The 13543-nt window shown below is 61.9% G+C and carries 12 protein-coding genes; 5 read left to right on the forward strand and 7 right to left on the reverse strand.

From position 1 onward, the window contains the following. Window positions 1-7: 7 nt before the first annotated feature. Complete coding sequence (locus CPI83_RS18850; RefSeq protein ID WP_029255017.1) at window positions 8-751, reverse strand: 3-hydroxybutyrate dehydrogenase; 744 nt, start codon at window positions 749-751, stop codon at window positions 8-10. Continuing rightward, the gene (locus tag CPI83_RS18855) at window positions 748-2124 is read right to left on the reverse strand and encodes an MFS transporter (RefSeq protein ID WP_097387553.1); all 1377 of its coding nucleotides are present in this window, start codon (window positions 2122-2124) and stop codon (window positions 748-750) included. Before CPI83_RS18855 ends, CPI83_RS18850 begins: the two co-directional genes overlap by 4 nt. Before the next feature lie 153 nt (window positions 2125-2277). Here CPI83_RS18855 and CPI83_RS18860 point away from each other — a divergent pair, with 153 nt between their 5' ends. Continuing rightward, window positions 2278-3225 (forward strand): LysR family transcriptional regulator, encoded by a 948-nt coding sequence (locus CPI83_RS18860; RefSeq protein WP_097387554.1) that lies wholly within the window; start codon window positions 2278-2280, stop codon window positions 3223-3225. On the opposite strand, the gene CPI83_RS18865 is transcribed toward CPI83_RS18860, so the two are convergent. The 3 genes from CPI83_RS18865 to CPI83_RS18875 form a co-directional block, all read right to left on the reverse strand. Continuing rightward, window positions 3194-3910: a GAF and ANTAR domain-containing protein gene (locus CPI83_RS18865; protein WP_019747714.1), complete on the reverse strand. Its 717-nt coding sequence runs from the start codon at window positions 3908-3910 to the stop codon at window positions 3194-3196. The two genes, CPI83_RS18860 and CPI83_RS18865, sit on opposite strands and share 32 nt — an antisense overlap. 50 nt (window positions 3911-3960) lie before the next feature. Beyond that, window positions 3961-4503 carry a hypothetical protein gene (locus CPI83_RS18870; RefSeq protein ID WP_097387555.1) on the reverse strand — a complete coding sequence of 181 codons (543 nt, stop codon included), beginning with the start codon at window positions 4501-4503 and terminating at the stop codon, window positions 3961-3963. A 99-nt stretch (window positions 4504-4602) separates the two neighbouring features. After that, on the reverse strand, window positions 4603-6345 hold the full coding sequence (locus tag CPI83_RS18875) for a glycerol-3-phosphate dehydrogenase/oxidase (protein ID WP_047890264.1): 1743 nt from the start codon (window positions 6343-6345) through the stop codon (window positions 4603-4605). 108 nt (window positions 6346-6453) lie between these two features. On the opposite strand from CPI83_RS18875, the gene glpK reads away from it, so the two are divergent. After that, on the forward strand, window positions 6454-7944 hold the full coding sequence (glpK, locus tag CPI83_RS18880) for a glycerol kinase GlpK (protein ID WP_019747711.1): 1491 nt from the start codon (window positions 6454-6456) through the stop codon (window positions 7942-7944). 171 nt (window positions 7945-8115) lie between these two features. Further along, window positions 8116-9531 (forward strand): MFS transporter, encoded by a 1416-nt coding sequence (locus tag CPI83_RS18885; protein WP_019747710.1) that lies wholly within the window; start codon window positions 8116-8118, stop codon window positions 9529-9531. Here the strand turns inward: CPI83_RS18885 and CPI83_RS18890 are convergent. Further along, window positions 9528-10424, reverse strand: coding sequence for a LysR substrate-binding domain-containing protein (locus tag CPI83_RS18890; protein ID WP_047890289.1), 897 nt, complete (start codon window positions 10422-10424; stop codon window positions 9528-9530). The two genes, CPI83_RS18885 and CPI83_RS18890, sit on opposite strands and share 4 nt — an antisense overlap. Before the next feature lie 84 nt (window positions 10425-10508). Between CPI83_RS18890 and CPI83_RS18895 the strand changes: the two genes are divergently transcribed. Beyond that, window positions 10509-11423, forward strand: a complete 915-nt coding sequence (locus CPI83_RS18895; protein WP_020907046.1) for a CoA-transferase — start codon at window positions 10509-10511, stop codon at window positions 11421-11423. Next, window positions 11420-12205, forward strand: coding sequence for a CoA-transferase (locus CPI83_RS18900; RefSeq protein WP_080909722.1), 786 nt, complete (start codon window positions 11420-11422; stop codon window positions 12203-12205). Before CPI83_RS18895 ends, CPI83_RS18900 begins: the two co-directional genes overlap by 4 nt. Here CPI83_RS18900 and CPI83_RS18905 read toward each other — a convergent pair. Continuing rightward, on the reverse strand, window positions 12186-13367 hold the full coding sequence (locus tag CPI83_RS18905) for a PLP-dependent aminotransferase family protein (protein ID WP_060938877.1): 1182 nt from the start codon (window positions 13365-13367) through the stop codon (window positions 12186-12188). The genes CPI83_RS18900 and CPI83_RS18905 overlap by 20 nt on opposite strands. Window positions 13368-13543 lie beyond the last annotated feature (176 nt).

Consider the following 13543-nt stretch of genomic DNA (forward strand, 5'->3'; position numbering starts at 1 on the left):
GCGTGGTCTAGCTGGCGCTCCACCCTCCGTCGATGGTGTACGACGCCCCCGTCACCATCGACGCCTCGGTCGATGCCAACCAGCCCACCAGCGATGCCACCTCCGCAGGCTCGACCATCCGTTTGATTGCGCTCTCGGTGAGCATCACCTTTTCGACAACCTCGGATTCACTGATTCCGTGAACCTTTGCCTGGTCGGAGATCTGGGATCGCACCAGTGGCGTCAGGACGTAGCCCGGATTGACGCAGTTGCTGGTGACACCGTGTGGGGCGCCTTCGAGCGCAACAACTTTCGACAGTCCTTCGAGTCCGTGCTTAGCCGTGACGTATGCACTCTTGAATGCCGAAGCGCGGAGCCCGTGGACCGAGGAAATGTTCACGATGCGACCGAAACTGTTGCGGTACATGTACGGCAGGGCGGCCCGAGCGAGGAGGAATGGCGCTTCGACCATGAGGCGCTGAATCTTCCGGAAGTCCTCGACGTCGAAATCCTCGATAGGACTGACCCGTTGAATGCCGGCGTTGTTGACGAGTATGTCCGTCTCGAGTGACAGATCCACGAGTTGGTCGGTGTCGAGGAGATCGACGGCCCACGCCGTGCCGTCGATCTCGTCGGCCAGCGACTTCGCGGCGACGTCGTCGAGATCGGCGACGGTCACGTGCGCGCCGCGGGCGGCAAGGAGTCGAGCGCACGCCTCGCCGATCCCGCTGGCACCACCGGTGACCAGAGCAGACTTTCCGGTCAGCGTCATACAGACACACCGGCCCGCTCGTCGGCGAGAACACGGGCGTCAGCGGCGTCGACGGACTCGAGCGAGATTCCCTTGGTCTCCCGCGCGAAAATGACTGCAACGATGGTGACCAGGGATGCCAGCAGGAGATAGATCGCGATGGGGACCGAGGAGTCGAACTTGCTGAGCAATCCGGTCGCGATGATCGGAGCCAGTGAACCCGCCACGATGGACGTGACCTGATAACCCAGGGAGACACCGGAGTAGCGCATCCGAGTCGGGAACATCTCGGCCATGATCGCGGGTTGGCCGGCGTACATGAACGCGTGGAACACGAGCCCGATGATGATTGCCGACAAGATGACTGCATTGTGCCCGCTGTTCATCATCGGGAAGGCGAAGAATCCCCACGTTCCGGCGGTGACGGCGCCGATCATGTACACCGGGCGTCGACCGATCGTGTCGGACAGTTTGCCTACCAACGGAATCACTGCGAAGTGCACGGCATGTGCCATCAGCATCCACCAGAGGATGTGCGCCGTGTCCGCATGAACGACGACCTTGAGGTAAGTGATCGAGAAGGTCACCACGAGGTAGTACATGACGTTTTCGGCGAAACGCAGCCCCATCGCGGTCAACACTCCGCGCGGGTAACGCTTGACGACCTCGAAAACGCTGTACGAGGTTGCCTTGACCAGTTCTGCTTCCTTCTGCGCCGCAATGAAAATGGGAGCATCGGTGACCCTGGTCCGAACGTAGTACCCGACCAGAACGATCACCGCGGAGAGCCAGAAGGCAACGCGCCAGCCCCAACTCATGAAGGATTCGTCCGAGAGCGTCGACGTCAGGATCAACAGCACGACCGTCGCCACCAGGTTGCCCATCGGCACGCCGGCCTGAGGCCACGACGACCAGAATCCGCGCGATCGATTCGGGCTGTGCTCGGCGACCAGGAGTACCGCCCCACCCCATTCGCCGCCGACCGCGAATCCTTGGATGAAGCGCAGCGTGACCAGCATTGCCGGCGCCCAGTAGCCGATCTGACCGTAGGTAGGCAGGCAGCCCATCAAGAACGTTGCGGCGCCGACCAACAGCAAACTGAACTGCAGCAACTGCTTTCGGCCGAATTTGTCTCCGAAGTATCCGAAGACGATTCCGCCGAGTGGCCGGGCGGCGAATCCGACGGCGTAGGTGATGAAAGCCGCGATGATCGCATCCAGCTCGTTGCCGCCGCCGGGGAAGAAGACCTTGCTGAAGACCAGCGTGGCCGCCGTGCCGTACAGAAAGAACTCGTACCACTCGACCACGGTGCCCGCCATCGAGGCGCCGACCACCTTCTTCAGCCCCGATGGTGGGGCTTGGCTCTCGGGTTTCGGCATGTTGTCGACGCTCATCGTGGACTCCCTCGTCTTCAGTTCGCGATTCGCCTGCTCTTCACGATCAGGAATGTGACCGCTCGCACATTTTTTGTGACTCGATGAGTATCAGTGCAGATTGATGGCACGACAATGACAAATCTCGCACCATATAGGTGCAAAAATGCAGATATGACTCTCGGACCGAGCCCGGACGACCTACTGGTGCTTCTCGCGGTCGGTCGCACCGGTCGCTTCAACACCGCCGCCGACGACCTCGGCCTCAATCACACCACCATCTCGCGCCGCATTTCCTCGCTCGAGAAGTGTCTCGGCGGCCGTGTCCTGGTTCGCTCGTCCGGCGGCTGGGAGCTGACCGACCTCGGCAGACAAGCCCTCAGCGCGGCCGAGCGCATCGAGGCCGCGGTGAACGAACTGGCGCTCGACTCCACCGGTCAGCAGCAACTCGACGGCGTCGTGCGAGTCTCGGCGACCGACGGATTCAGCGCATACATCGCGGCGCCCGCCGGCGCCGCGGTTCGCAGACGCCATCCCCGCGTCAGCGTCGAAATTGTTGTCGCAACCAGAAAGGCGTCGCAGATACGCTCGGGCCTCGACATCGAGGTTGTGGTCGGCAAGCCTCACGTTCACCGCGCCGAAGCAGTCCATCTGGCCGACTACGCGCTGGGTTTGTACGCCTCCCGAGAGTATCTACGGCAGAATGCTGTTCCCGAAAATGCCGAAGATCTGGCCGAACACTCGCTCGTGTATTTCATCGACTCGATGCTGCAGGTCGACGAACTCGATCTGGCTCGCAAGCTCACGGTTTCCATGCGCGAGGCCGTCACGTCCACCAACGTGTTCGTCCACATCGAGGCAACGCGCGCGGGTGCCGGCATCGGCCTTCTCCCCTGTTTCATGGCCGAGCAGCACGACGATTTGATTCGCGTTCTACCGGCTCACATCGAAGTCAGACTTTCGTACTGGTTGGTGGCCCGTTCGGAATCCTTGCGACGCCCGGAGGTCGCAGCGGTGGTGACAGCTCTTCGAGAGACGGTGGATCGCAAGCGATCTCAACTCCTCGGCGCTCCCGGGACGAACGAAGCGCTCAGTCCAGAGTCGAACGATGCTGGACGATGACCTTGCGCGCCAATTCGGCGATCTTGACGTTCATGTTTTGTGAGGTTCGCACCAGAATGTCGAAGGCCTCGTCGTCGGACACACGATGCAGTGCCATCAGCAGACCGACGGCCTGACCGATTTCGCGGCTGCTTGCCAGACCACGTCGCAGCGAGTCGGCGTCCTCGCCTCGCGTCAGCGCAGTGACGGCCACGGATGCAAATGACGCCAACATGATCGCGTGGTCGGCAACGGTTTCGGTGAAAGCCCCCGGAGTGTCCGAGAAGAGGTTGAGGGCACCGAACTTCTGACGATCTACCATCAGCCGGAACCCCATCGATCCGCGAATGGGTGTCTCTGCCACTACTTTCCGAGCGAACTCGGGCCACTGATTCGGGGTGCGAAGGTCCGACTCGAGTTGCGGCGCCTCCGTATCGAGGGCGTCGATGCACGGCCCCTCACCGGTGGCACGCTCGAGATCGTCTGCATAATCGGCGATCTCGTCGCTCGCCGCTACGGTGACGTTGGTGTTTCCACGTCGCAGCATCAGACTTGCGTGGTCGCAACCGGGAATCAACTCGACAGCCGCCGAACAGATCGCGGAGTACACCTCGGCGCTGTCTGCCGCGGAGTAGAGGATCTCCGCCAACGCCGCGAACACTGCCTTGGGTTCTGTCAGTGCTTGGTCGCGCTCAGCCATCTCCATACACCTCGGGGTCTACCGTTCATCGAATTCTTCATCGAACGGTACAAACCTTACTTACTCGACCTGATGGGGTCGCCGCCGCTCGCCGATTCCCGCCCGTCCGTCCCCTGAAAAGCCTCCGTAGCTGCGCGGTGATGCAGCGCAGTGACCGTCGTGATCTGCTTGGACACCAGGTCGTTGAGTTCGCGATACTGCTCCTCGGTCTCCCCTGCCGGAATGTCTCGCAGGACCTCCCACATCGCACTCTTGCCGCACAGCGCGGTCCGCATGATCTCGAGCGTTGCCAACTTCACGAGGCGATTACGCCAGATGGCGTCGACATGGACGAGACGTCTGATCCGATTGACCGTCGCGTCGATCTTGGAGTACCGGGGCAGAGATATGCCCTGGGTGTCCTCGATCAGTTGCAGCAGCTGCTCGATCTCGTACTCGAGCTCACGCGGCAACGAGTCCAGCTCACCGTCGGCCCAGACGCCGTACGAGTCCGAGAGTGACCGCGAGAGTTGCAGCCCCACCATCGCTCCGCACAGGTGAGTGACCAGATAGCCGGTAGCTATGTGTTCCTCAGCAGATCGCGACCGATTACCGAACATTGAGATCCTCCTGGGCGACGCTCGACCGGTCTGTGCTGACACGGGTGGTGGTTCGCCATCCGCCTACCCGCGACAGACCGAGAACAAACGACAGGCGACTCAGACCCGATCCGGCACCACGACGACGGGCTCGAGGATCTCGGCCCGCGACTCCGGCGCTGCGGCGCGTAATGCGTCCGCCGACTCGTCGTCCGGCTGGGTCTGAGACTCGATTTCGGCTTCGACACGCGCTCGGTACGTGTCGACCTCGCGTTCGACGGTGGCGGCATCCCAACCGAGAATCGGGGCAACCAATCCGGCGACCTGCTGTGCGCAGTTGACACCACGATGCGGATATTCGATTGCGATACGCGTACGGCGGGCGAGGATGTCGTCGAGGTGCAGTGCCCCCTCGGCCGCGGCGGCGTACACAGCTTCGACCTGAAGGTAATCGGGCGCGTCCGTGATGGGCTGCAACAACTCCGGTGTCTGCCGGCCGAGTTCGAGGACCTCGGTGATGAGCGAACCGTAGCGGTCGAGCAGGTGCTTGACGCGATACGGATGCAAGCCGTACTGCTCGCCCAGTTGCACGGTCTGGTTGATCAACGCGAAGTATCCGTCGGCGCCGACGAGCGGTACCTTCTCCGTGATCGACGACGCAACCCGCGCCGGAATGTCTTCTGCTGCGACGTCGACGGCGTCTTCCGCCATGACCCGGTACGTCGTGTACTTTCCGCCGGCGATGGCGACCAGACCTGGAGCCACACGGGCAACGGCGTGCTCGCGCGAGAGCTTCGACGTCTCGTCGCTTTCACCGGCAAGCAGCGGGCGCAGGCCGGCGTACACACCGTCGATGTCGGCGTGCGTCAACGGCGTGACCAGGACGGAGTTCACGTGGCCGAGGATGTAGTCGATATCTGCTTTGGTTGCCGCCGGATGTGCGAGATCCAGGTTCCAGTCGGTATCAGTGGTGCCGATGATCCAGTGACTGCCCCACGGAATGACGAACAGCACCGACTTCTCGGTACGCAGGATGATGGCGGCTTCACTGACGATGCGATCGCGCGGGACGACGATGTGTACGCCCTTCGACGCTCGCACCCGGAACCGTCCGCGCTGACGTGAGAGCGCTTGGATCTCGTCCGTCCAGACACCGGTCGCATTGATGACGACGTGACCCTTGACCTCGGCGGTACGGCCGTCTTCGCAGTCCCGAACACGAACTCCCGAGACCCGATCCGCTTCCCGCAGAAAGCCGACGACCTGCGTCGACGTTCGGACGACCGCGCCGTAGTGTGCAGCGGTCCGTGCGACGGTCATGGTGTGCCGAGCGTCGTCGACGACGGTGTCGTAGTACTGGATGCCACCGGTCAGCGAACTGCGCTTGAGGCTCGGCGACATGCGTAGCGCGCCCGCCCGCGTCAAGTGCTTCTGGGAGGGGACCGACTTTGCGCCGCCCATTCGGTCGTAGAGGAAGATTCCCGCCGCCATGTACGGGCGCTCCCACACTCGGTGAGCCAGAGGGAACAGGAACTTCAGCGGCTTGACCAGGTGTGGAGCGAGCGTGGTCAGCGAGAGTTCGCGCTCACGCAATGCTTCACGAACGAGGCCGAATTCGAGTTGCTCTAGATAGCGGAGACCGCCGTGGAACATCTTCGACGAGCGACTGGACGTGCCGGATGCGTAGTCACGGGCCTCGACCAACGCAACCTTGAGTCCGCGGGTGGCCGCATCGAGCGCAGCTCCGACACCGACAACACCGCCGCCGACAACGACGACGTCGAATTGCTCGGTCTGAAGCTGTTCCCAAGCAGCTTCACGCTGCTGCGGGCCGAGAAACTGCGCACCTTGCTGCTTACTCAACCCGGTCTCCTGTAAGTCGACGACGAATCCGTTTACAGGCTAGTAGCTTGATCCACATACTGCGACAGCGCACGGATAACTGCGAACGCGCCCGAACATAGGAGCACAGTGAATCAATACATCGCCGCCATCGACCAAGGCACGACGTCGAGCCGCTGCATGATCTTCGATCACGACGGCGCCGTGGTGAGCGTTGCGCAGAAAGAACACGAGCAGATTTTCCCGCGTGCCGGTTGGGTCGAGCACGACCCGGTTGCGCTGTGGATCAACACCCGGGAGGTGGTGGCCGGCGCTCTCGCGAAGGTCGACCTCACGCGGGCCGACATCGCGGCCGTCGGAATCACGAATCAGCGTGAGACGACCGTCGTTTGGGAGCGTTCGACGGGCAAGCCGATCTACAACGCGATCGTGTGGCAGGACACGCGCACGGATCAACTGTGTGTCGAACTGGGCGGCGACGAGGGTCCGGACAAGTACCGAGACAAGACCGGGCTGCCGCTCTCGACCTACTTCGCCGGGCCGAAGATCCGGTGGATTCTCGACAACGTGGACGGCGCGAGAGCCAAAGCGGAGGCCGGAGAATTGTGCTTCGGCACCGTCGACACGTGGATCGTATGGAACCTGACCGACGGTGTTCACGTGACAGATGTCACCAATGCGTCACGCACGATGCTGATGGATCTCGAGACCCTTCAGTGGGACGAATCGATCTGCGCGGACTTCGGAATCCCGATGTCGATGCTCCCGGAAATCCGTAGTTCGTCCGAGGTCTACGGCACCGGCCGTCCTCGCGGCAATCTCGCCGGTGTGCCGGTCGCGGGAATCCTCGGTGACCAGCAGGCAGCCACATTCGGCCAGGCCTGCCTCTCCGAGGGTGAAGCCAAGAACACCTACGGCACCGGCAATTTCATGCTTCTCAACACCGGAACGAAGCCGGTGCACAGCAAACACGGACTGCTGACGACCGTCTGCTACAAACTCGGCGAAGCCCCTGCCGTCTACGCACTCGAAGGTTCCGTCGCGGTGACCGGCTCCTTGGTCCAGTGGCTTCGGGACAATCTCGGAATCATTCAGAACGCCAAGGACATCGAGCCGCTCGCCGCGAGTGTCGACGACAACGGCGGCGCCTACTTCGTACCCGCGTTCTCAGGACTGTTCGCTCCCCGGTGGCGACCGGATGCACGCGGCGTGATCGTCGGCCTGACGCGGTTCGTCAACAAGGGACACCTGGCTCGCGCGGCGCTCGAGGCGACGGCATACCAAACCCGTGAGGTCATCGACGCCATGCGTGCGGATTCGGGAGTCGAACTGTCCGCGCTGAAGGTCGACGGCGGCATGGTGGTCAACGAAACCCTGATGCAGTTCCAGTCGGACATCCTCGGAGTTCCCGTCATCCGTCCGGTGGTCAACGAAACGACAGCACTCGGCGCTGCGTATGCAGCGGGCCTCGCCATCGGTTACTGGGCCGACACCGAAGACATCCGCAACAACTGGGCCGTCGGCCAAACCTGGGAACCGGCGATGGACGAGTCCGAAAGGTCACGGCTGTACGCGGAGTGGAACAAGGCCGTCGAGCGGACGTACAACTGGTCCGAGTAATCACCCCGATCCTTCCATACCGGAAGAGCTGATCATGGCCGCCTATTGATACTCCTGAGGTATCAATAGGCGACCAAGTTGGTATTGGACGTGACCTACACCACTCTGCGAATCTCATTCAGGCGCGCCACGTTTCGGCGCCGCGAATGTTGCAGAGAAAGGTCGCCACGCATGAGTTCACCCACTCGCAGTTCCGAGGAGATCAACGCCAAGGCACGAAGAGCCGGTATCGCTTCATTCATCGGAACCACCATCGAGTGGTACGACTTCTATATCTACGGCACCGCGGCTGCCCTGGTATTCGGCGAGATCTTCTTCTCCGACACGCTGCCGAACGGAGTCGGCACGCTCCTCGCCTTCATCACCCTGTGGGCAGGGTTCCTCGCCAGGCCGATCGGCGGGATCATCTTCGGTCATCTCGGAGACCGGATCGGGCGCAAGAACACTCTGGTCATCACCTTGATGATGATGGGCGTCGCCACTGTCGGGATCGGACTCCTCCCCACCTACGCGCAGGTCGGCATGTGGGCCCCGATCGGTCTGGTCACCCTTCGCGTGATCCAAGGAATTGCGGTCGGTGGTGAGTGGGGTGGCGCGGTACTCATCGCCAGCGAGAACGCACCGAAGGGCAAGAGCATCCTCTACTCCGCGTTCGCTCAGCAGGGCTCCCCCGCGGGAAATCTGTTGGCAACCATCGCATTCTTCCTGCTGTCCTCGATGCCGACGCCGTCATTCCTTCTCTACGGCTGGCGAATCCCTTTTCTCGTTTCGGCAGGCCTGGTCATCCTCGGCATGATCATTCGCCTGAAACTCGAAGAGTCCGACGAGATGAAGGCCGTTCTCGCCCGCAAGAAGGTCGTCAAACTTCCGCTCGCCGAAGTATTGCGCAAGCATTGGGTGCTGGTTCTCCTCGGCGCCGGCGCACTCCCCCTCGCCCAGGTCACCTATTTCAAGAACACCTTCGCATTGTCCTGGGCTACAAAAGAACTCGGATACGACCGCGGCACATTCCTCGCCGCTATCGCGATCGCACTTGTCGTGCAGTTCATCGTCCAACCGTTCGGGGCCGTTCTGGTTTCCAAGATAGACATGCGGAAGGCCATGTGCCTGATGGTGATACCGGAGTTCGTTCTCATGCCCGCGATGTTCTTTGCCATCAGAACCGGAAACTTCACCATCGCAGTCGTTGCGATGTGTCTCGCCACGATCCCGCACTCGATGTTCTACGGCGCCATCGCCGGCGTTCTCGCTCGCGCCTTCCCTGCGAACATCCGTTACACGGGTCTGTCGACGGCGTATCAACTGTGTTCCCTTGTCGTCGGCGGCGGAACTCCGGTACTGGCGCAGTGGATGCTCAACACGTCAGGCAACATCGTCGGGGTCGCGATCGTGTCCGGACTGTACGCACTTGTCTCGCTGATCTGCACCCTTCTCCTGCTCCGACGTACCGGCTACAACGCAAGCGAACTCTCGACGGCCGAGCAAGCGGATTACGACGAGCTCGAACTCGAGAACGCTCTTGCCGATACTGCAAACTCGCCGAAGTCCGAAGCGGGTGAAATTCCTACCGGTCGGGCAACCGTCTAAGCCAGGGACGGCAGCGCCTGCTCGGACAATTTCAACACTTCGAGAAGCGCAGGTCTGTCGTCTCCATCTCGCCAGGCGATACGCAGTTGAAGGGGAGGAGGTGGATCCATGACGGGAACAAAGACAACATCAGGGTTCACGATGCTTTGGGCCACCGACGAAATAGTCAACGAGCATCCGATTTCCGCGGACACCAGCGCGATCAACGACATCGAATCCGGTGCCGTCTGCACGATTCGAGCCAGGAATCCTGCGTTCTTCGACGCAGAGAGCAGAGACTCCCGCAGAATCGAACCCGGCTCCGCCGGAAGCGTCACCCAATTCTCGGACTCCAATTCGATCAACCGAACCGATTCCCTCGACGCCATCGGATGGTCTTTCGACATGGCAACCAGAAAGTTCTCCTCGGCGATCAATCTCGACGTGATCCCGAGCGGCGGGACGGTCCACCGGACCATCCCGATGTCGAGGCGTCGATCGAGCAACATCAACAACGCCTCGTTCGCGAAAGCGGAACTGTCGAGTACAAATTCGATACCGGGATTCGTCTTTCTCACCAATTTCGCCCACCGCCCGACGAGTAGGTGCGACGAGGTTCCCGCGAAGCCCAGGCGAACGCGACCTGTCGTTCCCTGGCCTGCCGCGGATACCGCGATCTCGGCCATCCGGCACGCGTCCAGAATCTCGCGCGCCGGAAGCAGCAGTGCTTCACCGGCAGCAGTCAACCGCACAGTTCGAGTACTTCGATCGAACAACGGCGAACCGAGCTGTTTCTCGAATTGCCTGATGGTTCGACTCAGCGGCGGTTGCGCAATCCGAAGCCGCTGAGCCGCACGGCCGAAATGTAGCTCCTCAGCCACCGCGAGAAATGCGTTGATCTGATGAATTTCCACCCGACATTGTTGCGCCACACCGGCCGACCATGTCAAGTTTCCGAAACCGACCAAGTGCGCGAGAACGTAAGAAGAGGTACACACGTGGACAAGACGCTCTCGATGAAAGAGGCCATCGGTCGATACGTCGGCGACGGAATGACTGTTGCGTTGGAGGGCTTTTCGCATCTCATTCCATTTGCCGCGGCACACGAGATCATCCGGCAGGGCAGGAAGGACCTCACGCTGTGCCGGATGACGCCGGACATCGTTTCCGATCAACTCGTCGCCGCCGGCTGCGTCCGAAAGCTGGTCGCTTCGTTCTTCGCCAGCGGCTCCGCAGGTTCTCTGTACGAGTTACGCAGACGCATCGAGAACCAGGACCCGCTCCCCCTCGAAGTCGAGGAATACAGCCATTACGGCATGGTGTGCCGGTATCAGGCGGGAGCCGCCAGGCTTCCCTTCTTCCCGCTACGGTCGTACGCCGGTAGTGATCTACCCGCACTCAACCCACAACTGAGACTCGTCGAGGACCCGTACGGCGGCGGGAGCGTCTACGTTGTGCCGCCATTGAATCCGGATGTCACGATCATCGGCGCACAGCGAGCGGACACGTCCGGGAACGCGCAGATCTGGGGCATCGCCGGGGTGCAGCAAGAGGCCGTGTACGCCGCGAAGAAGGCAATCGTCGTTGTCGAAGAACTGGTCGACGACGAGGTCATCAGGTCAGACCCGAGCCGAACTCTGATTCCCTCGCATGCAGTCGACGCGGTTGTCGTCTGCCCGCGCGGCGCACACCCGTCGTACGCGCAGGGATACTACGACCGCGATTGCGGCTTCTACCGGCGCTGGACCGAAATCTCCAAAGACCCTTCACGGCTGAGAAATTGGCTCGACGAATGGGTGTACGCACTCGACAGTCACGGCGAGTATCTCGCCAAACTCGGAGCCGACTACTGGTCGGATCTCGAGGTCGGACCAAAACTCTCCACACCAGTCGACTACGGGAGCAGACTATGACCACCACGATCGACACCGGTAACACCACCTCCACCGAAACGATCGTCGCCGTCGCGGCACGCGAATTGGCGGGTAAGCGCCGGGTCTTCGCCGGAGTTGGGCTACCCACGCTCGCAGTCGATCTCGCGCGGCACACGTCGAATCCGGACGTCGAGCTGATCTACGAATCCGGAGTGTGCGGTGCACATCCGTCGGCAATGGCCGAGGGTATCGCGGACTCCGTGGTTGTCTCCGGTGCCGAATCCGTGCTGAGCATGGCCGCGCTCTTCGGTTACGTCCTGCAAGGTGGCAACGTCGACGTCGGATTTCTCGGGGCCGCTCAAATCGATCGAACGGGCAGTCTGAACACAAGTTTCATCGGTGACTGGAAGAACCCGACGGTCAGACTGCCCGGAGCGGGCGGGGCCGTCGAGATCATCGCGAACGCCGCCGAGATCTTCGTCGTGATGCGTCGCCACGATCTCAGTTCCTTTCCGGCCGAGCTCGACTTCTGCACCTCACCCAGCCCCGCCCGCGCCCACGCCAGCGGTAAGGGCATCATGCCGGCAGGTGCAGGAGTGACCAAGGTATTCACCAACCTCGGCGTCCTGACACACCAGGGCCCCGGCGGCGACTTGGAGTTGACCAGCGTCCACGAGGGAATCTCGGTCGATCAAGTCCGAGAGTCGACGGGATGGGACCTCGCCGTCGCCGAGCACGTCACCATCACCACCCCACCATCGAGCACGGAGATCGATCTGCTCCGCAACACTATCGACAAGGTCAGGCTGTACCTGCGGTAACACTCTTCCGGAGCCTGCCGACGGCATCGACCAGCACGGCTTCGGGATACGTCGCGAAACACAGTCGAGCGCTTCGACCGAGGTCAGCTTCGACCGCGAAGGCCGAACCTGGGACAAATGCCACGCCGTGCTCGAGCGCGGCACCCAGGAGTTCGGTGGTGTCGACGTCGTCGACGAAATCCATCCAACAGAACATCCCGCCGCGGACCTCGGAAAAGCGTGCACGCCCACTCAATTCCGTCTCGGCGGCGGTGACCAACGCCTTCGCTCTGGCGCCGTAACCCTCCCGGAGCTTGTCGAGGTGCGTTTCGAACCATTCGACGTCGGAGAAGAGGTCTGCGGCGATCTGCTGGGTGAGCGAAGACCCGCACAGGTCAGCGCCTTGCTTGATCAGTTCGACCGCCTCGCAGACCTTTCGGTCGCCGTGCAGCCAGCCGACGCGCAGCGCCGGTGCCAACACTTTGGAAGCACTGGACAGCCGAATCACCCTGTCCGACAACGCCGCCAGCGGTGCGGGCGGTTTCTCGCCGAAGTACAGTTCGCCGTACGGGTCGTCCTCGAGAACCCAGAACCCGTATCGGTCCGCCAGCGCCGCCAAGTGCGCTCGCCGCTGCGCCGAAAGCACCGCGCCCCGCGGGTTGTGGAAATTGCTCACGGTGTGCACGACTTTGGGCCGAAGACCGGCGGCGAGTTTCGTCTCGAGCGCGTCGGTGTCCATTCCGTCCTCGTCCAGCTGGACGGGAACGAGACGAGCCTGCGCCGTCCGAAAGACCTGCAGCGCACCGGTATATGCCGGTTCCTCCACGACCACAACGTCACCGGCGTCGAGGAGGACCTGCGCGAGCAGGCTCAAACCTTGCTGAGAACCGTGTGTGATCACAACTTCGGACACGTCGAGTGCCCGCCCGATCTTGGAGGATTCGCGCTCGGCGATCACCTCACGGAGGCGCCGCAGGCCTGACGTCTCGCCGTATTGAACGGACGAGGGGTCACCGAGTGCGTCGTGGGCTGCCTTCGAGATTCGTTCCCGCGGAATGAAATCAGGATCGGGTAGTCCGCCGGCCAAGCTGATGACGTCGGGTCGGGCAGTCAAGGTGAGCAGATCGCGAATTGCAGAACTACGGAGTCCGTCCATACGAGCGGACAGCGCGGCGTGTGTCATGTGAAGCTCCCAGGCACGCAGAATGAAGGTCAGAGGAAAACACCCTGAGCCGTCCTGGGTCAACGGGGCGGGAGAGCGCCGAGATACCGACCCTTGATTCGGTCGGTATCTCGACTATCTCACCAATACTTCAGTATGTGAAACAGACTTCTCACATTGTAAGAAGACTCTGGTCC

It is taken from the genome of Rhodococcus sp. H-CA8f, from assembly GCF_002501585.1.
GTDB lineage: Bacteria > Actinomycetota > Actinomycetes > Mycobacteriales > Mycobacteriaceae > Rhodococcus_F > Rhodococcus_F erythropolis.

Excerpts from the sequence above, each read along its gene's own strand:
- CPI83_RS18850 (WP_029255017.1), bottom strand. The coding sequence starts at position 751 with ATGACGCTGACCGGAAAGTCTGCTCTGGTCACCGGTGGTGCCAGCGGG.
- CPI83_RS18905 (WP_060938877.1), bottom strand. The coding sequence starts at position 13,367 with ATGACACACGCCGCGCTGTCCGCTCGTATGGACGGACTCCGTAGTTCT.
- CPI83_RS18870 (WP_097387555.1), bottom strand. The coding sequence starts at position 4,503 with ATGTTCGGTAATCGGTCGCGATCTGCTGAGGAACACATAGCTACCGGC.
- CPI83_RS18865 (WP_019747714.1), bottom strand. The coding sequence starts at position 3,910 with ATGGAGATGGCTGAGCGCGACCAAGCACTGACAGAACCCAAGGCAGTG.
- CPI83_RS18885 (WP_019747710.1), top strand. The coding sequence starts at position 8,116 with ATGAGTTCACCCACTCGCAGTTCCGAGGAGATCAACGCCAAGGCACGA.
- CPI83_RS18900 (WP_080909722.1), top strand. The coding sequence starts at position 11,420 with ATGACCACCACGATCGACACCGGTAACACCACCTCCACCGAAACGATC.
- CPI83_RS18860 (WP_097387554.1), top strand. The coding sequence starts at position 2,278 with ATGACTCTCGGACCGAGCCCGGACGACCTACTGGTGCTTCTCGCGGTC.
- CPI83_RS18855 (WP_097387553.1), bottom strand. The coding sequence starts at position 2,124 with ATGAGCGTCGACAACATGCCGAAACCCGAGAGCCAAGCCCCACCATCG.